Raw genomic sequence first — 18,897 nt, 5'->3', positions numbered from 1 at the left:
AATCTTGTCGTGCTGAGGAGGTGCCCTATTGTTGACGTCCGGCATCGCATGACGCCAATGAATTGTTCTCATCGCATCAATCTGATTTTAAGATGGATGCCATGGACCTGAAACAACTCGCCTGTGCCGTGGCCGTCGCTGAAGAGCGCAACTTTACCCGTGCCGCCGCGCGCTGCCATATCGTGCAATCCGCGCTGAGTCACCAGATCGCCCGGCTGGAGGCAGAACTGGGGGTGGCGCTGTTCGAACGCAGCTCGCGCCGCGTCAGCCTGAGCGCGGCCGGCGAAGCGTTCCTGCCGGCGGCGCGGCAGGTGCTGGATGGCGTTCGTCAGGTACGCGAAGTGGTCGCGGCTGCGAGCGGCGAAGTGCGTGGCACGCTGACGGTCGGCTCGCTCTCTGCGCTGGCGAATGTCGATCCGGTTGAATGGCTGGCGCGTTTCCACCAGCGCCATCCTGGCGTCGCGGCACGGCTGTATACCGGCAGCAGCGGGGATCTGCTCGACCATGTTCGCGATGGCAGCTGCGATGTGGCCTTTGTCGGCGTCAGCGTCGATGCCGGACTGGGGCGTGTCAGCAGCCTGTCCCTGTGCCGGGAGCAGCTGGTCGCCCTGCTGCCGCCGGGACATCGGCTGGGCGACGAGCCCGGTCTGTCGCTGCGGCACCTGTCCGCCGAACCGCAGGTCGACTATGCCGGCGGCTCGGCGGCGCGATGCCAGACCGACGAGGCTTTTTTGCGCAGCGGCGTCGAGCGGCGGGTCAGCTTCGAGGTCGGCAGCCTGGACTGGATTACCCGCATCGTGCGTCGCGGGCTGGCGATTGCACTGGTGCCGGAAGCGTGTGCCGCGCAGCTTGACGGCGTGATCAGCCGGCCGATTGTCGACGCGCCGTGTCGCGCCGTGCACATGGTCTGGAGCCGGAGCCCGAGCCCGGCGGCACAGGCTTTTGTCGCCCTGTTCCGCGACGGCTTTGTGCCGGCGCCGCAAAATTGAGTGCCAACCCTTGACCCACAGGGCTAGAATCGACGCGTCCGGAGGCACCGCCATGTTGCGTCCGGACACGATTGCGTCTTCAGGGCGGGGTGAAATTCCCCACCGGCGGTAAGCCGCGCGTTTCCTCTGTCGGAAACCGCGCGACAAGCCCGCGAGCGCCCGCACCCGTGCGGGGTCAGCAGATCTGGTGAAATGCCAGAGCCGACGGTCAGAGTCCGGATGAAAGAAGATGAGTCATGCACGGATGCGCAGCCTGCGCGGTCCGGATCGACGGCACCTGCCTGCTGCGGGCGTGCTGCCTGTGTCCGGCCGGCCCGGTCGCGTCGACGGCGCATGGCTGTTCACCAGCCCTGGAACGTTTTTCGCCCTAAATCATTGCGAGGAGCGTTTCACATGTCATTGCTTGAAGAAATTGCGGTTCCCGTCCTGGGCGCCCTGCCTTTTGCCCGACGTCTCGAACAGGCCATCGCCGACCAGCAGCGCGGTCGCCCGGTCCTGCTGATGGATGATTTCGATCGCGAGAATGAGGCCGACCTGATCATCCCGGCGGAAACGCTGACTGTGCCGGTCATGGCGCAGATGATCCGCGACGGCAGCGGCATCGTCTGCCTGTGCCTGACCGACGACACGCTGGATCGCTTGCAGCTGCCGCCGATGGTCAGCCGCAACGAAAGCCGTTTCAGCACCGCCTTTACCGTGACCATCGAAGCCCGCGACGGCGTGAGCACCGGCGTCTCCGCGGCTGACCGGGTCACGACCATCCGTGCCGCCACCGCGCCCGACGCCGGTCCGGAACATCTGGCGCGGCCGGGGCATGTGTTTCCGTTACGGGCCGTGCCGGGCGGCGTGCTGGCGCGGCGCGGCCATACCGAGGGATCGGTGGACCTGGCTGTACTGGCCGGCTTCCGCCCGGCCGCCGTGCTGTGCGAACTGATGAACCCGGACGGCAGCATGGCGCGCGGCGAGCAGATCGCCCGCTATGCCGACCAGCACCGGCTGACCGTGCTGACCATCGCCGAGCTGGCCGATTACCGCCGTTCGCTGACGGGCAACTGACGGGAGCGTGGCCGGCCCGGCGCACGGCCGTTCAGAAGAACGGCATCGCCAGAAAGGCCACGATCAGGGTCCAGACCAGGGCGCCGACAGCGAATACCGTGTGTGCCAGCGCCTCGGTACGGACCGAGTCGTCATGCTCGAACAGCGCATCCAGGCCATGGAAAATCAGCCCGCCCGACGCCAGCAGGCCAAGCACGGCCGCCACGACGTTGAACAGCGGCGACGGGACCAGCAGCGACAGCGACGACAGCCAGATCGGAATCGGCGCGATGGCGGCCAGCCGGTAGCAATCGGCATAGGCCGGGCGGGGGCGGGTATGCACGGCGATGCGAATGAACTGCGCCATGGCATGGACGCTGAGCCAGCAGGTCAGCAGGAAGGTCAGCGCCACCGCCTGCCAGTAGCTGAACGGGGCCAGGCTGCCATAGCTGTCGGCATGGAACCAGGCGGCATACAGGATCATTGCCGACGCCAGCAGTGACAGCGGCAGCACAATCAGCACAAAGCTGCGGAATGACGACGGGTGGGTGCGCGACAGCGCATCCCATCCCGCGCGGGAAGACCACAGCATGCGGACGGACATCAGGGGGTTCATGGTCATGCTCCGGCAAAAGGGTTGGGCAGCCAGGGTAGGGCTGCCATTTAAATATATCGCAGAACGATATAATTACCAGTGCCATTCGCGAGAAAGTGCCAGCGGAATTGTCCGCGGCAGCGATTTATGTCATAGATGCAGCCCCCCGACCGTTCCATTTCGCCTGCCCGGCAGGCCGGAATGGATTGCGGCACATCATTCATCGATCAAGGACAAAAGCATGCAGAAGCCAGGCCATGAGGGCACCACCCATGCGTAAATTTCCCCTTTTCGCGACCGTTGCCCTGTTGCTGCTGAGCACCGCCGCCCAGGCGCACCCGGGCCATGGCGCCAGCGGGCTGGAAAGCGGTTTCCTGCACCCGTTCTCGGGGCTGGACCACCTGCTGACCATGCTGGCGGTCGGTCTGTGGTCATGGCAGATGGGCGGCCCGGCGCGCTGGCAGGGCCCGCTGACCTTCATGCTGATGCTGGCCGTGGGCGGCGCGCTGGGCTGGTCCGGCGTGTCCGTTCCGGGGCTGGAAAGCGGCATTGCCGCCTCGGTCGTGGCGACCGGCCTGCTGGTGGCTTTCGCCCTGCGCCCGCACCGCAGCGTGGCGCTGGGCCTGATTGGCGCCTTCGCCGTGCTGCACGGCATGGCACACGGGCTGGAAATGCCGGCCGATGCTTCCGGCATCGCCTTCGCGGCCGGCTTTGTGGTCGCCTCCGGTCTGCTGCACGGTGCGGGGCTGCTGATCGGCGCCGGTCAGCAACGGGTCGGTCTGCATACCCAGCTGGCCCGTGCGGCCGGCGTGGCGATTGCGCTGACCGGCGTCGGCCTGCTGGCCGGCTGAGGGCGGGGGGCAGCGTCCTGCCCCTTCCGCCTATTCGCCCATGCCGACTACCCGGTTCCGGCCCTCGTGCTTGGCCTGATACAGCGCCTGATCGCCGAGTTCGACCACCAGATCGACCGGCTGGTCGCGCTGCGGCACCAGTGTGGCGACGCCGATGCTGAGCGTCAGGCTGCCGGTGGTCGGTGACGCACAGTGCGGGATGGCCATGCGCTCGACATCGAGGCGGATTTTCTCGGCGATCAGCCGCGCGCCGCCCGGCGAGGTTGCCGGCAGCACCAGGGCGAATTCCTCGCCGCCGAAGCGGGCCGCCAGATCGGTGGCGCGCGTGGCGCCGGCGCGAATGGTGGCGGCGACCTGGCGCAGCGCTTCATCGCCGGCCAGGTGACCGTAGGTGTCGTTGTACTGCTTGAACGCGTCGATATCCATCATCAGCAGCGAGAACGGCTGCTGGTCGCGGGTGGCGCGCTGCCATTCGGTATACAGGTATTCATCCAGATAACGACGGTTGGCCAGCCCGGTCAGGCCGTCGGAATGGGTCATCTGCTGCAGTTCCAGATTCACTTCCAGCAGCTTCTGCTGGCTTTCGCGCAGCGCGCGATAGGCCTCGTCGCGCTGCAGCCGGTGCAGGTAGGAACGCGAGTGATAGCGGATGCGCGCAATCAGTTCGATGCTGTCCGGCAGCTTGACCAGATAGTCGTTGGCTCCCAGCGAGAATGCGGCGCTCTTCACTTTCGGGTCGTCGCGCGACGACAGCACGATGATCGGCACATCACGCGTCTGCGTCAGGCTGCGGAACTGTTGCAGCAGCATCAGCCCGTCCACGTCCGGCATGACCAGATCCTGCAGGATCACGGTCGGCTGGGTCAGCCGGGCGGCCTGCAGCGCCTGTTCGGCGTTCGAGCAATAGTGGAAGTCGATGTTCGGGATGTTGACCAGCATGCGCCGGATGGCTTCGCCCACCATCGCCTGATCGTCTATCAGCAGCACCATGATCGGGTCGTTGTCCTGGGCCTGTGGCGGGGTATCCAGGGGGTACAGCAGGTCAGTCATTTACTCACATCCTCGAGGGTGGGGCCGCGGCCCCGGGGTGCGCAGGCGGCACGCAGCGCCGGCGCGATCTGGTGAACCGGCAGCACGCTGGCTGCCGCGCCAAGTGCCGCTGCCGCCTTCGGCATGCCATAGACCGCGCAGGTGGCGCGGTCCTGGGCAATGGTCGGGAAGCCCCGGTCGAGCAGCGCCTTGAGTCCGGCCGCGCCGTCGTTGCCCATGCCCGACAGCAAGACGCCGATGGCGCCACGCCGCCAATGTTGCGCCACGCTGTGGAAAAAGACATCCACCGATGGCTGATAGGCGGTAGTGCCCGGCGTGCGCGCATAGTGCAGCAGGCCGTCGGCGCCGAGCGTCAGGTTGGCGCGGCCATCGGCGATCCATACCCGGCCCGGCAGCAGGGCAGCGCCTTCTCCGGCCAGCCGGACTTCCAGCGGTGATTGTTCGTCGAGCCAGTACGCCATGCCGGCGGAGAATGCCGCGTCGATATGCTGGATGATTACCACGGCGGCGGGAAAGTCGGCCGGCAGCGCACGCAGCACCTCGGCCACTGCCGCCGGCCCGCCGGCGGAGGCGCCGATCGCCACCAGCGCCGACTGACAGCCGCCTCCGGCCCGTGCCGTACCGGCAACCGGGGCCGGGGCCGGCGCCGGGGCGATCGGCATCACCAGCCGTCGCGACAGCAGCTCGATCTTGTCCAGCAACGGTGCGGCCAGGCGCGGCAGATCCCCGCCGGCCAGCGTGGGCGTGGCGATCACGTCCAGCGCGCCGCCGCCGAGCGCTTCGTAGACCCGGCCGGCATTTTCGCCAATGTCGGCGGTCACGATCAGGATCGGGCACGGCGTGCGCGCCATGATGCGGCGGGTGGCCTCGACACCGTCGAGACCGGGCATGACCAGATCCATCAGGATCAGGTTCGGTGTCTGCCAGGCACACATGGCGACCGCTTCTTCACCATTGCCCGCCACCCAGCAGACGCGCCACGCCGGCCGCAGCAGGATCGCACGCCGCAGCGCTTCCACTGCGAGCGGCATGTCGTTGACGATGCCGATATTCATCATTGTGCCGCTCCGATCAGGTCGCGCACCGCGTCAAGCAGGGTATTGTCATGGAAGCTGCCCTTGGCCAGATAGTAGTCGGCGCCGGCGTCGAGTCCGCGCATGCGGTCCTCTTCCCGATCCTTGTAAGACAGGATCATGACCGGCAGCGATTTCAGCGCCGCGCTCTGGCGAACCAGACCGACCAGTTCGATGCCGTCCATGCGCGGCATGTCGATATCGGTGATCAGCAGGTCGAACGGCTCGGTGCGGATGGCGTTCCAGCCGTCCATGCCATCGACCGCGATCGCGACCTCGTAGCCGTTGCCGGTCAGCAGCTTGCGCTGCAGTTCGCGCACGGTCAGCGAATCGTCGACCACCAGTACGCGCTTGCGCCGCGCCTGCGCCGCACTGGCCTGGCCGGGGCGGATCGCGTCGAGCTGGCCGGCGGCCACACGTTTCTCGATCGAGCGCAGCAGATCCTTGACGTCGACCACCAGCACCGGCGAACCGTCATCCATCAGCGCGCCGGCGGCGATATCGGGGATCTTGCCGAGCCGGGCGTCGAGCGGGTGTACCACCAGCATGCCTTCGGACAGAAAGCGGTCGACCACCAGCCCGTACTGCTGCGGCGGTTCGCCGATGACCACCACCGCCACCTCGTCGGCCGACGACTCCACTGCCGGCAGCTGCAGGATCTGGGCGGCGTCGGCCAGACCGATGCGGACACCGTCCAGATTCAGGCAGGGCTGCCCCTCCAGCTGCTCGATCTGGGTCCGTGGCCACGACAGCGTGCGTTCGACGTGGGCCAGCGGGAATGCGTATGGCTCGCCGCCGATATCGACCAGCAGGCTGCGCACGGTCGACAGCGTCAGCGGCAGCTGCAGGGTGAAGCGGGTACCCTTGCCCTGTTCGCTGGTGATGCGCAAGGTGCCGCGCACCGACTTGACCATGGTATGGACCACATCCAGGCCGACGCCGCGGCCGGAAATGTCGGTCACCACATCGCGCATGCTGAAGCCGGGCAGCAGCAGAAAGTCGAGCAGTTCGGTCGTGCTCAGCAGTTCGATGGTGGCGGCGCTGGCCAGACCCCGGCGGAGGATCTGGGCGCGCAGGGCATCGAGGTCGATGCCGGCGCCGTCGTCGCTGAGCTGGATCAGCAGCACGCCGGCACTGTGGCGGGCTTCCAGCGTCAGCGTGCCTTCCGCCGGCTTGCCGGCCTGCAGCCGCACGGCCGGGGCTTCGATGCCATGGTCGAGCGCATTGCGCAGCAGGTGGCCGAGCGGCGCGTCGAGCTGGCTGAGGATGTTGCGGTCGACCCGGGTCTGCTGGCCGAGCAGTTGCAGCCGCACCTGCTTGCCGAGCGAGCGGCCGAGGTCGCGTACCAGGCGGGGATAGGCGCTGACCCCGTCAGCGAACGGGCGCATGCGGCAGGCGAGCGCTTCGTCATACAGGCTGCGGGCCAGATTGCCGGAGTGGCGGTCGAACCGGTCGAGCTCGCCAAGCCGTTCCGACAGCAGGCGCTGGCATTCGGCCAGCAGTGTGCGCGCGTCGGTCAGCGCGGTGGCCTGGTGCTCATCGACCTGGCGTCCGGGCACGGTGGCGGCTTCGTGCAGCACCTCCAGCGCCTGACCGGCCGCATACTGCAGCCGTTTGACCCGCAGCAGCGCGTCGGCGAACGGCTTGAGGCTGAGCGACGACACCATGGCCTCGCTGGCCAGACCGAGCAGCCGGTCGAGGGTTTCCGCACTGACGCGCAGCGAGCGGTCGCCGCTGGTCGTATCGGCGTCGCCGCCGGGCGGAGCGTCGGCCTCCGGTTCGACAATCGGTGCCGGTGCCGGTGCCGGTGCCGGTGCCGGTGGCGGTTTGCCGGCCGCCGGTGGCGGCGCGGCCTGCCCGGTGGCGGTCAGGGTCGTCAGCGCCTCGAGCATGGCCGCGAGTTCCGGCGCGGCGGGGGCCTGTGGCGCCGGGTCGGCGATATGCGACAGCAGGTCGACGGCGCGCAGCAGCAGGTCGATCTGACCGCTGTCCAGCGCCAGCTGGCCATGCTGTGCGGCGACGAAGGCATCTTCCAGCACATGGGCAATGTCCACCGCCGGCTCGAGACCGACGATGCGCGCCGCACCCTTGATCGAGTGCGCGGCGCGCATGCACGCTTCCAGCGGTCTGGCGGCGGCGGGCTGGCGTTCCAGCTCCAGCAGGCCGTCATTGAGCACCTGGGCCTGGACTTCCAGTTCCTGGCGAAACAGGTCGATAAGCGGCAACTGGCTCAGATCGTCGGCCATCAGGCAAGGTTCCGGTTCAGGGCGGCCATCAGTCGCGCTTCATCGAGCAGACCGACACCGTGGTCGCGCCAGCGGGCGACCCGGGTGGAAAAATGATTGCCATGGCCGGCCACCGTGGCCGGTGGCGGCGTGAGGGTGGCGTCGGCGAAGCGCTCGATGCCATGCACGTCATCGACCGGGAACGCCACTGGCGCCCCCTGGCGCCCGACCACCAGCAGCCGTGGCCGGGCGCGCTGGCCGGTCACGGCCGCCGGTGTGGCCGGCAGGCCGAGCAGGCTGGCCAGGCTGACGCAGACCACCAGGCTGCCGCGGATATTGACCACGCCGAGCGTGCCGTCGGTGCGGCGGTGCGGCAGGGAGTGGATGCGGCTGCTGTCGGCGATCTCGCGCAGCAGCCGGGTCGGCAAGCCCAGCCATTCCTCGCCGAGACGGAACACCAGGGTCGAATGGCGCGGGCCGCTGTCGTCATCGGCCGGTGCCGGGGTATCCGCCGCCATGACGCTGTCGACGCTGAGCCGGTCGAGAATCTGCCGGGCTGCCAGCGCATGGGCCGGACAGCGGCTGCAATGGATGTAGCGGATCAGCGACGGGCAGGAGCCATCGCCGCGAATGCCGGTCCGGTTCCAGCAGTCGTCGATCTGGTCGATGGCGGCATCGGTAAATGCTTCAGACATCGTGGGTCCCCCTTGCACGGTGCGCCCGTTCCGCCAGCCGGCGGGCGCCGGTCGCATCGCCGCGGCTGTCCAGCAGCGAGGCCAGATGCAGCAGCGCCTGTTCATGGGCGGGGTCCAGGTACAGGGTCTTGCGGTAGCAGGCGTGGGCTTCGTCCGGCCGGCCGCTGGCATCGGCAATCAGCGCGAGCAGGAACAGCAGGTCCGCGCTGGGCCCCTCGCGGTCGATCAGGCGTTCGCAGACGGCCGAGGCCTGGTCGAAGTGACCGCCATCGGCCAGCCGTCGTGCGTGGTCCAGGCTGTCGGCCACGGTCGCCGGCGGGGCGGCCGGCGGCGTCGCAAACGCGATGCGCGGCGGCGTGGCGGGCGGCGCCGGTGTTGCTGGCGGCAGGCGCAGCGACCGCAGGGGGGCGGGGCGGGGCATCCGGCGCGGGGCCGGCTCGTCCGTGGCCGGCGGGTGGAAGGCAAAGGCCAGCGGGATGCCGGCCGGGCGCAGCTGCGCACGCACCAGCAGTCCGCTTTCGGCCGGGCCGACGAACAGCAGGCCATGCGGTGCCAGCCGGGCGCACAGGGTCGAGATGGCCCGTTGCTGGGCATCGCGATCGAAATAGATCAGGACATTGCGACAGAACACGAGGTCGTACGGGGCTTCGCCGGCCAGCAGGGCCGGATCGAACAGATTGCCCTGGCGAAAGCGCACCCGGGCCCGCACCGGGTCATTCAGCCGCTGGCCGCCGGCGACGGCGGTAAAGTGGCGGGCACGGAAATCGAGCTGCCGGCCGCGAAACGCATTGCTGCCATAGATGCCGCGCCCGGCGGCGGCGATGGCCTCGGCGCTAATGTCGATGGCGTCGATATGGAAGCTGTCCGGCGGCATGCCGGCATCGAGCAGCGCCATCGCCAGCGAGTATGGCTCCTCGCCGGTCGAGCAGGGCAGGCTCAGCAGGCGCAGCGGGGAGCCGGCAAACTGCTGCCGTGCCAGTCTGGCGGCGGTGTGGAAGGCTTCGCGGTCGCGGAAGAACCAGGTTTCGCCCACCACTACCGCCTCGATCAGCGCCTGACGCTCGCCCGCGTCGGTCTGCAGCAGCGCCTGGTAGGCGGCAGCATGCGGCGACCGGGTGGCGCGCAGGCGCTCGTCGATGGCACGCTCGACATGCATGATGCCGATCGAGTCGACATCAAGCCCGATCTCCGCGTTCAGAAAGTCGATGAAATAGCGGGAGACGGTCATGCACCAGCCCTGGCGGTCGGAAACAGCAGCGCGCGCACCGGCGGTGGCAGCAGTTCGTCGATGTCGACCCGCTGGATCAGCCCGTGCCGGTCATGGCATACCGGGCCGGGGTAGCGCGTGTCGCCGGTATCCACGCCGGTGGCGACAAAGGCGGCCGGATCGCAGCGCAGGGTGTCGGTGGCCTGCTCCAGCACCAGCCCGAGCAGGCGGCTGTCGCCATTGCCGAGCGGGTAGTGGACCAGGGCGGTGCGCGTGCTCAGCCGCGCGCGCGCCGGCCGGTCGAGCACCAGCCGGCAGAAATCGATGACCGGCACCGCCTGCCCGTCATGCATGAACACGCCGCTGACCCAGGGCGGCGTGGCCGGCAACGCCCGGGTCTGCACGCGTGGCAGCACCACGGCCAGCCGGCTGGCGGGCAGCGCATAGCGCGCATCGTCGAGGTGGAACAGCAGGAACAGCATGCTGTCCGGACTCAGGCCTGGACCTTGAAGCGCGACACGCCATGACGCAGGCCGTTCGACACCAGATTCAGGTCCTCGATGGCCTGGCTGGACTGGCGCAGCGATTCCACCGTCTGCTGGGCGGCTTCGGACAGCTGGCCGAGGGCCTGATTGATCTGCTCGGCGCCGGTCATCTGCGCCTGCATGCCCTCGTTGACCTGCTGGAAGCCCGGCGCCAGCGCCTGGACCTGCTGGATGATCTGCGACAGCTGGTAGCCGATGCGCTCGATATCGGTGATGCCGCGGCGCACTTCCTCGGTGAACTTGTCCATGCCCATTACGCCGGCGGACACCGAAGACAGGATCTCGCGCACCATCAGCTCGATGTCGTAGGTGGCGACGGCGGTCTGGTCGGCCAGGCGGCGGATCTCCGATGCCACCACCGAGAAGCCCTTGCCGTATTCGCCGGCCTTTTCCGCCTCGATGGCGGCATTCAGCGACAGCAGATTGGTCTGGTCAGCGACCTTGGTAATGGTGGTCACGACCTGGTTGATATTGCCGGCCTTCTCGCTGAGGATGGACAGCTTGCCGTTGACCGATCCGGCGGCGTTCATCACCTGCTGCATGGTGGCTTCCATCCGGCTCAGCCCCTCCTGGCCGCTGCCGGCCAGCGCGGCCGCCTGCTCGGACACGGTCGAGACCTCGTTCATGGTGTGCATCAGGTCGCGGGTGGTGGCGACGATCTCGCGCGAGGTGGCGCCGATCTCGGCCGTGGTCGCGGCAGTTTCGGTCGCGGTCGCCTGCTGCTGCCGGGCGGTGGCCGCAATCTCGGTCACTGACGTCGAGACCTGCAGCGCGGTCGACTGCGCCTGGGCGACCAGCGCAGTCAGCTCGTCCGACATCCGGTTGAAGCCGGTTTCCAGTGTGCCGAACTCGTCGTGGCGCTCCAGCCTCAGCCGCTGGGTCAGGTCGCCGGTACGCATTTCGTCCAGCACTCCGACCACGCGGGTCATCGGCACGGTCAGCGAGCGGAACAGGTGCAGGCCACAGGCCACGGCGGCGCCCAGCGCGATCAGCAGGGTGATCAGCATGCTGATGCGCGAGGTGGTCACGGCATCGCTGATATTGGTGGCGGAGCGGTCAAGATAGCGGCGGTTCTCGTTGACGATGTCCTGGATCAGCGCGTAATTGTGCTCGCGCTCGGCGCGGAAGGCGGCGAAGCGCTGCCCGGTGGCATGCCGGTCCTGCTGCTCCAGACCGTCGAACAGCTGGCGCTGCAGGGCATGGTAGCGCGCCCGCGACAGTTCGAATGCGGCGAACTTGCGCTGGTCGCTGTCGCGGCTGGCCGAGGCCTGGTAGCCCTTGATCAGCGTATTGAGCCGCGCGGCGTTGTCGCGCATCTTGTCCAGATCGGGACGGCGCTCGGCCGCATTGCGGTCGACCAGTGCGATCCGCTGGGTCAGCATGAAGTCCTCGGTCATGTTGCCGCGGATCATGGTGCTGTAGTACAGCCCCGGCGTGGTGTCGTGCTCGACGCTGTAGGCGGCGCGGTCGATCCTGGCCAGCTGGTAGTAGGCAATGCCGGCCATCAGGGTCATCAGGGCCAGAATGATGGCAAAACTGCCGAGGATCCGGTGGCGGATGCTCAGGTTCTTCATAGGTGGGTATCCCCGCTGGAGGCGGTCCCCACCGAGGGACGCGCCTCTCGAATTGTTCGGATCCGGGCGTCAAGGATGACGGTGACCCTGGCAATTATTTCATGGTTGAACTCTCTGGGTAGAAGATTAACCATTAGTGATTGCGGTGGCGGCAGAGGTTGCCGGAAAAGCGGGGGGATACGGGAGCGCCTAGATCGCTCGCTGCCAGTGTGAACCGGCCAGATGGATCACCGGAATATCCGGCTGCTCCAGCAGCAAGGAGACGAACGGCATCGCTTCTGTCCGGGGGCCCCTGAAGATCGTCAGGCGGTCGGCGGGAGTATGCCGGCGGATTTCAATCCGGTCGCTGCCTTCTGCTGTCAGCACATGGACGGCGTCCGGCGTATGGGGAAGGGCGGTGTAGGCCTGGATCTCGATGTCGCCGCCGTACATGCCCGGGGTCTTGATCATTGCCTGCAGCGTGTCGGACGATACCTGGTGGCGGCCTTCCATCAGGGCGAGGGCCGTGAGATCGTTGCCGGGCAGCGACTGCATCAGCGTCATGGCGATTTCGTCACCGGAGACCCGCCCGCCAGGGAGCAGGGTAGCGGCGGACTGTGCGATCTGGTCCCGCAGCTCGATGCGTTCCTCGAACCCGAGGTTCCGCCCCTCCAGTGCATGCAGCAGACAGTCGCCACCTCCGCTGTTGGTGATCAGTTGCAGACCGTATTTTTCCTCCATCTTCGGGACGAAATGTTCGAAGTTGACGTGCTTGCTGGCATAGCTGGCCAGCGCCTGTTGCTGTACGTCCGCTGCTGCCGGCGGAGCCGCCCCTTCCTGTTGCAGCAGATTCAGAAACCGGTGGAAGCGATTGCCTGCCACTGCTGCATTGCTGCCGGGACCGGGGCCGGCCACGCTCTCCCTCCTGTCCCGGAACGCCAGCGAAGTGGTGTTGACGGTATGGCCCGGAACCGGCACTGCCGGGAGCGCGCCCTTTTTGATCCTGTCCAGCACCTTGCCGAATACCAGACCATTCACGTCACGGTTGACGACCGGATTGTTTCCCACCATGCAGTACAGGTTCAGTCCGTTCACCGTGCCGGCCGGATCCGGATTCAGCCAGCGGCCCAGCCACGGGGCGTAGTAGCGGAAACCGTAGTCGTACAGGCCGCTGGCATCGCGTTCCTGTCCCGAGTAGCGAAGGTATTTGTAATCGGCCTCGACGGTGCTGCGGACCGACCAGACTGCCGTACCGCCATAGGGATAGTATTCCTCGCGGGTGACGATGTCGGCCTGCCGGTCCAGCTCGATCATGGAGGAACCGGTCTGGTTGTCGAGGCTGTAGCGCCACTGGTCGTTGGCGAGACCGGCAGGGCATCCCGTATCCCAGTGCAGCAGGCGCACCGACTGGCGACCGGTATTGCCCAGCTGCACCAGCTGCAGGCTTTCGACCAGGGTGTCGACACCGTCCACGGTTTGCCGCGTCTGGCGGAGCTGGAGCCCGGGCAGATAGAGAACCCGGCTGCGGCGGATCGTCCCGCCGGTCAGGGTGACGGTCTGCTTTGCCGCCCGCCGTCCCTGGCTGTCGTACCGGTAGTTTTCGTAATTGTCGCTGGCGCCGTCACGGGACACCTGCGTGCAGCGCTGCAACTGGTTGCGGGTATTCCAGGCCAGCGGCTGGCCCGGCTGCAGCTGCAGCAGGTTTCCACACGCATCGAAAAGGCCGTCGATGTCTGCGGGCGTCAGGTCGCCGGTCTGGCGGACGGCGCGGTTCGAGGTTTGCGCCACGATCATTGCCAGCGTATAGGCGCTGGCGCCGTTATGGTGGATCGCGGTCAGGTTGCCGCCGCGATCATAGTCATGGGTCCGGGTGTAGCCACTGAGCAGACTGTCGTCGGTGCACAGCGGTACGATCGGGGATGTCAATGCCGAAGTCTGCTGGCTGGCCGTGGCATTTTCCCGGCCGACAGCCTGATGAAGCTGGTACAGGGCGTCGTATTCATACTGGCTGTCGGGGCTGATGCGACGGTTGGCGGAGAACCGGGTGGGCTGGCTGGCATCCGAGAGCGAGAGCAGATTGCCAACCGGGTCGTAGCCGTACGTCAGTGCCTGCAGTGTGGCGCGGCGCCCCGACCGTGCCGGCCGGTGGCAGACCAGCGCCGCAAGCCGCCGGGTCTGCGGCTCGTAGCTGTACTCGGTGACGACGCCGTTGCCGGCCGTCTCGGAACGGACCTGACCGGCAGCGGTATAGTCGATGGCGGACAAAACGGCTTGCGCGGTGCTTGCACCGGGGAGCCGCAATGCACTGGCGGCCGGTCGGCCCGAGATGTCATAGTCCTGCTGCAACCGGTTGCCCGCCGCATCGATGCTCTGCCTCTGCTGGGACAGCGGATTCCAGCTCCAGCGCGTCGTGTAGATCTCTTCCGCCAGCGCGGATCCCAGGGTTGCCGGATCGCTGCCGGACCAGTCGCTGTCCACTACCGCGTCGAGCAGGAACTGCTGCCGGCTGAGCAGCGGCTGGCCGGTCAGACCGTAGGCTGGCATCTGTATCATGCCGGCCGGCGTGTACTGCTGCCAGACCCGGCCATGCAAATTGCTGCCGGCCGGGGCATCGCGGTCGGCGTAGCGCAGGCGCTCGCTGATCCGGTCGATACCATCAGTGCTTTCACGAATCGTGACCCGTCGGTGCAGAAGGTCGAACGCCTGCTCGAGTCGTCGGCTGCCATGCTGGTGCAGCCGGACGCCGCCCTCGATGTCGTACAGCGCGTGCAGGTCGCCGGCATCCTGGCTGCAGACCTGCAGCACGCGGCCGGACAGTGAGCACGCATAGCGGAAATTGGGCGGCGTTGCCGGATCAGCCTGCCAGGCGTCGCCCAGCCTGGCGTCGAGACGGGTTGCCTGCCAGCCCGGCGGCGTGAAGGTTTGCCGGGTGATGCACTCATCCGGCAGGTCGGTATCCAGCGTGCGGTTGTAGCGGATCGTGCGCACCGGCAGCCCGCGTGCATCGACAACGGTGACCGTGGGGGTGCCCTGGCAGCGCCGGGCAGTGGCGGGGTCGGCTTGGGTTGGCATGGCATCAGGTAATCAGGGGGAGCGGGAAGTGCATCCTGTGATTGTCACTCTAGACCACGTACCTGCCTGCACCGGTGCCGATCGTCGCCTGACGGCACGCGCTGCCGTCAGGCGGCCGGGGCCGTGAGAAAAAACAAGCTTTACTAAATTCATTTTAAATCTATTGTCATAAAACGCATTGCGGAATAACCCGATCTCATCGAATCCTCCTTCGGAGAATGACAATGGAAATTCCTGTCCTCGGCAACAGCATTACCCTGGTCGACGATCGCAGCCTGGACTGTCTGGCCAGCGACACGTCCGCCGTGCGCGCCATCGTGCAGGCAGCGGTCAGTGTCGAGCTGTTCACCATTCCGCTGTACATGACCACGCTGTACTCGATCCAGGGCACGCACCAGATCAACAGCAAGCAGCTGGACTACTACCAGGGCCGGCAATGGCCGGGGGCGTCAGCCAGCGCCAGGCCGGCCACCGACAACCAGCGCGCGTTCAACCTGATCTTCAGCGTGTTCATCCAGGAAATGCTGCACCTGCAGATGGCCGCCAACCTGGCCAACGCCATCGGCGAGCAGCCGGACTTCACCCCGGCGGCGCTGGTCGACAAGACCGGCCTCGGCTGGCGCTGCTACGGACCGCAGCACTCGGTGTTGCCGCACATCATCGACCTGAAAGACACCGACACCTACCGCCATGTCCGCGTGAACCTGGAAGCGCTGAACGACAACCAGATCGCACTGTTCCGCGCCATCGAACAGCCGGAGGCCGATGCCCGCGCCGAACTGGCCAGACAGCCGCCGTCGGTACAGGAAAAATACTTCCCGACCGTGCCGTTCAGTGGCTGGACGGCGGACAAGGGCGTCAATGACCTGCCGATGTTCGGCACCATCGGCTGGATGTACGAATGCCTGGCCCAGTACATCAGCATCGAATACCAGGACGGCGAAACCTTGTGGCAGAAACTGTTCCGGGCCGATTCGGTGCAGCAGGACATGTTCAACAGCCACGCCCAGGGCTCCGGCCATCCGATGATGGAGTTCCCGCATTTCGACACCCGATTCACCGCCGAAGACGGGCTGGGCGTCGATACCTCGTTCAACAAGGCCATCGACATGATGAGCGCCATCACCGACCAGGGTGAAGGCAGCGATATCGGCATTGCCCGCTATCGTCGCGGCCTGCAGTTGCAGGTGGTGCAGGGCAAGTATCGCGAGGACTTCGCCGCGCTGAAAGTCGACTACCCGTCCTATACCGGCAGCGGCGACCCGGCACCGTCCGCCGACGCCCATGCGCGGCACGACAGCTCGGCGCTGACCCACTTCGAACGCTTTACCGCACTGGCGCTGCTGCTGCCCGGCGTTGAAACCTGGGAACAGTGGCACCAGCGCGGCAATAGCTGGAGTGCCAGTCTGCTGACCAACGCCGACTACAACCCGGCCACCGCGCCGGCCAATATCCCGGCGCCGGATGCGGTGGCCGGTGCACTGAACCGGCTGAAGCAGGACCAGACCACGATGTGGCCGGTGCTGAGCAAGGTTTCGGTTGGCGCCATCGCCGGCATCACCACGGTGCTGAACGACTACTGGCAACATCCGGGCATGGATTTCCCGTATCCATCCATGGTCGGCTCCGGCGACCGCATCTCGCTGTGCTGGGCCGTGTTCGGCATGGCGCCGGACCTGTCGCTGGATATCGGCCAGCGCGATCCGGGCACGCTGTATCACGCCTGTCAGGGCATGAGCCTGGACGGCAGTAGCGGCGACAGCTGTGCCGCCATCGAGATCTACCATACCTGTCGTGGCTCCAACAGCTGCCGGGCGGAAGGCGGCTGTGGCTTCGTACAGTGCGACAGCGACAGTGGGGGAGGCCATTCCTGTTCGGCGCTGGCACACCGTGCGCCGGCCACCGAGCAGGCGGCGCAGGCAATGTGCGGGCGCTCGCCGACCGTGGACAAGGGCGCGCAGGTGCTGTGTGGCGGCCCGTCGCCGGATGCCGATCTGTACAGCGCGCCCGGCGACAACAAGTGCAAGAGCTTCGGTGGCTGTGCGGTGCCGATCTCGGCCTCGCAGATGTTCCCCAGGGACGGCCAGATGCAGTTGTACGACTTCGCCGGCCCGCCGTACCAGAGCGAACCGTTTGGCGAACCGCTCGATTTCGCCGTTGGCGAATCGGTGTACGACAAGGCCTGGCAGGCCTATGGCGAAGTCATGGCACAGCGCGGGAAGACCGCCGGCGAGCCGCCGGCACCGACCGACCTGCGTCTGGCCCTGCCGCCGTCGACCTGACCGGGAGCCCCGCATGACCCAGCCCCGGCTTGGCCTGCCCCATCTCGGCTTCGGCGTCGGTCTGCGCAATGTGCATCTGTCGCACATCATGCAGCACGGCGCCGGAGCGGACTGGTTCGAGGTCATCAGCGAGAACTTCATCAACCACCACGGCTATGCCCGTCATGTGCTGGACCGGCTGCGGGAGACGCGACCGGTGGTGATGCATGGCGTCTCGCTGTCGATCGGCAGCAGCGACCCGCTGAACCGGGGCTATCTGGCGCAGCTGCGCCAGCTGGCCGACGACATCCGCCCGGCATGGATTTCCGATCATCTGTGCTGGACCGGCGTGGCGTCGGTCAATTCGCACGACCTGCTGCCGCTGCCACTGACCGAGGAAAGCTACCGCCATGTCCGGCAGCGGGTGGTGGCGGTGCAGGATTTCCTTGGCCGGCCGCTGGTGCTGGAGAATCCGAGCAGCTATCTGCAGTTTCGCGAATCCACCGTGCCGGAATGGGCATTCCTGGCCCGGCTGGCGCAGGACACCGGCTGCGGCCTGCTGCTGGACGTGAACAATGTGTACGTCTCGGCCTACAACCACGGTTTCGACCCGGAACACTATATCCGCCAGTTGCCGGCCGACCATATCGTGCAGATGCATCTGGCCGGGCCCAGCGATTGCGGCGACATCCTGATCGACACCCATGACCACCCGGTGCCGTCGCGGGTGTGGGAGCTGTATCTGCTGGCGCAGCGGCTGTGCGGTGGCGCCAGCACGCTGCTGGAATGGGATGCCGACATTCCGCCGTATCCGGCCCTGCTGGCCGAGCTGGATCTGGCACGGCAGCTGTTGCAACGCGAAGCGCCCCACACCCTGCCCGGCGCCGGAGTGCCAATGACATGAGCCGAAGCGCATTGATGGACAGCCAATACTGGCTGCTGACGGTCATGACCGCCAGTGGCGGGCTGGAACACGGCCTGGCCCTGGCCGCCGCCCGCGGCGCGGCAACCGGCAAGGACATGATCGCCGCCCCGCCGCGCGGCGCCATCCGCGACCGGCTTGGCGTGTATCACCATGGTTACTGGCAGCGGCTGCTGGAGTGCCTGCAGGCCGACTATCCGCTGTTGCTGCGGGTGCTGGAAGCGCCGCTGTTCGGGTTCTTTGCCCATGCCTACCTGGCGCGCCAGCCGTCACGTTCGCCCTCGATGTACGACCTCGGCGCCGGCTTTGCCGACTTCCTCGCCGCCAGCCTGCCGCCGCAGGCGCCCGCTGCCGCGCACTTGCCGGTGGAACTGGCCCGGCTGGAGCGGGCCTATACCGAGGCGCTGCGCGCGCCCGGTCCCGAGAACGATCACGCGCCGCTGGCGGGCGGGCTGATGCTGGCGCTGGCCGCCGGCAGCGAACTGCCGCTGCTGGCGGTGCCGGCCTGCGTGCGGCCGCTGGCACTGTCGTTGCCGCTGCTGCCGTACTGGCGGCAACTGCAGCAGGACGGTCCGGTCCCGCCGGCCCCCGAGCCGGCCGCCAGTTACCTGGCGGTGGCCCGTCAGCACTGGCGGGTGGCACTGCACCCGCTCGACCCGTGGCAATACCATCTGCTGCAGGCACTGAATGACGGCCTGGACGGCCCTGCCGCCCTGCAGCGTTCGGCCACGCTCAGCGGGCAGCCGCTGGCGACGCTGACCGTCGAACTGCTGCTGTGGCTGCCGCTGGCGCAGCAACTGGGGCTGCTGCGGCTGGCGGGGTGA

15 protein-coding genes and 1 riboswitch are annotated in these 18,897 nt (G+C 67.3%); of the genes, 6 read left to right on the top strand and 9 right to left on the bottom strand.

Annotation, left to right across the window (positions count from 1 at the left end):
• Positions 1 to 101: 101 nt before the first annotated feature.
• Entirely contained in the window at positions 102 to 989 is an 888-nt protein-coding gene (locus DFO50_RS13910; RefSeq protein ID WP_107890294.1) for a LysR family transcriptional regulator, read from the top strand.
• 71 nt (positions 990 to 1,060) lie between these two features.
• A riboswitch (FMN riboswitch) is annotated at positions 1,061 to 1,224 on the top strand.
• 158 nt (positions 1,225 to 1,382) lie between these two features.
• Complete coding sequence (ribB, locus tag DFO50_RS13905) at positions 1,383 to 2,045, top strand: 3,4-dihydroxy-2-butanone-4-phosphate synthase (RefSeq protein WP_028500259.1); 663 nt, start codon at positions 1,383 to 1,385, stop codon at positions 2,043 to 2,045.
• 31 nt (positions 2,046 to 2,076) lie between these two features.
• Here ribB and DFO50_RS13900 read toward each other — a convergent pair whose 3' ends face one another.
• Positions 2,077 to 2,640, bottom strand: coding sequence for a YIP1 family protein (locus tag DFO50_RS13900; RefSeq protein WP_028500258.1), 564 nt, complete (start codon positions 2,638 to 2,640; stop codon positions 2,077 to 2,079).
• Between the two features lie 251 nt (positions 2,641 to 2,891).
• On the opposite strand from DFO50_RS13900, the gene DFO50_RS13895 reads away from it, so the two are divergent.
• Positions 2,892 to 3,470, top strand: coding sequence for a HupE/UreJ family protein (locus tag DFO50_RS13895; RefSeq protein ID WP_028500257.1), 579 nt, complete (start codon positions 2,892 to 2,894; stop codon positions 3,468 to 3,470).
• A 30-nt stretch (positions 3,471 to 3,500) separates the two neighbouring features.
• On the opposite strand, the gene DFO50_RS13890 is transcribed toward DFO50_RS13895, so the two are convergent.
• The 8 genes from DFO50_RS13890 to DFO50_RS13855 form a co-directional block, all read right to left on the bottom strand.
• On the bottom strand, positions 3,501 to 4,520 hold the full coding sequence (locus DFO50_RS13890; RefSeq protein WP_051529039.1) for a diguanylate cyclase: 1,020 nt from the start codon (positions 4,518 to 4,520) through the stop codon (positions 3,501 to 3,503).
• The gene (cheB, locus tag DFO50_RS13885) at positions 4,517 to 5,578 is read right to left on the bottom strand and encodes a chemotaxis-specific protein-glutamate methyltransferase CheB (RefSeq protein ID WP_276527367.1); all 1,062 of its coding nucleotides are present in this window, start codon (positions 5,576 to 5,578) and stop codon (positions 4,517 to 4,519) included. The genes DFO50_RS13890 and cheB overlap by 4 nt, the downstream gene beginning before the upstream one ends.
• Complete coding sequence (locus DFO50_RS13880) at positions 5,575 to 7,839, bottom strand: hybrid sensor histidine kinase/response regulator (RefSeq protein ID WP_112692749.1); 2,265 nt, start codon at positions 7,837 to 7,839, stop codon at positions 5,575 to 5,577. The genes cheB and DFO50_RS13880 overlap by 4 nt, the downstream gene beginning before the upstream one ends.
• Entirely contained in the window at positions 7,839 to 8,513 is a 675-nt protein-coding gene (locus DFO50_RS13875; RefSeq protein WP_112692748.1) for a chemotaxis protein CheW, read from the bottom strand. Before DFO50_RS13875 ends, DFO50_RS13880 begins: the two co-directional genes overlap by 1 nt.
• A complete protein-coding gene (locus DFO50_RS13870) occupies positions 8,506 to 9,741 on the bottom strand; it encodes a protein-glutamate O-methyltransferase CheR (RefSeq protein WP_112692747.1) in 1,236 nt (411 codons plus the stop codon). Before DFO50_RS13870 ends, DFO50_RS13875 begins: the two co-directional genes overlap by 8 nt.
• Positions 9,738 to 10,202 carry a chemotaxis protein CheW gene (locus DFO50_RS13865; RefSeq protein WP_051529038.1) on the bottom strand — a complete coding sequence of 155 codons (465 nt, stop codon included), beginning with the start codon at positions 10,200 to 10,202 and terminating at the stop codon, positions 9,738 to 9,740. The genes DFO50_RS13870 and DFO50_RS13865 overlap by 4 nt, the downstream gene beginning before the upstream one ends.
• A gap of 11 nt (positions 10,203 to 10,213) precedes the next feature.
• Positions 10,214 to 11,839 (bottom strand): methyl-accepting chemotaxis protein, encoded by a 1,626-nt coding sequence (locus DFO50_RS13860; protein ID WP_028500251.1) that lies wholly within the window; start codon positions 11,837 to 11,839, stop codon positions 10,214 to 10,216.
• A 189-nt stretch (positions 11,840 to 12,028) separates the two neighbouring features.
• Positions 12,029 to 14,890: an RHS repeat-associated core domain-containing protein gene (locus DFO50_RS13855; protein ID WP_112692746.1), complete on the bottom strand. Its 2,862-nt coding sequence runs from the start codon at positions 14,888 to 14,890 to the stop codon at positions 12,029 to 12,031.
• Between the two features lie 224 nt (positions 14,891 to 15,114).
• Here DFO50_RS13855 and DFO50_RS13850 point away from each other — a divergent pair, with 224 nt between their 5' ends.
• From DFO50_RS13850 to DFO50_RS13840, 3 genes are read left to right on the top strand one after another with little or no spacing between them, the layout of a single operon-like run.
• A complete protein-coding gene (locus tag DFO50_RS13850) occupies positions 15,115 to 17,172 on the top strand; it encodes a ferritin-like domain-containing protein (RefSeq protein ID WP_112692745.1) in 2,058 nt (685 codons plus the stop codon).
• Between the two features lie 13 nt (positions 17,173 to 17,185).
• Positions 17,186 to 18,055 (top strand): DUF692 domain-containing protein, encoded by an 870-nt coding sequence (locus DFO50_RS13845; RefSeq protein ID WP_112692744.1) that lies wholly within the window; start codon positions 17,186 to 17,188, stop codon positions 18,053 to 18,055.
• Positions 18,052 to 18,897: a DNA-binding domain-containing protein gene (locus DFO50_RS13840; RefSeq protein WP_112692743.1), complete on the top strand. Its 846-nt coding sequence runs from the start codon at positions 18,052 to 18,054 to the stop codon at positions 18,895 to 18,897. Before DFO50_RS13845 ends, DFO50_RS13840 begins: the two co-directional genes overlap by 4 nt.

Origin of the sequence: Microvirgula sp. AG722 (assembly GCF_003269145.1) — a bacterium.
Lineage (GTDB): Bacteria > Pseudomonadota > Gammaproteobacteria > Burkholderiales > Aquaspirillaceae > Microvirgula > Microvirgula aerodenitrificans.
The sequence above is the reverse complement of the archived record's forward strand: the minus strand, read 5'-3'. Positions and strand labels throughout refer to the sequence as shown.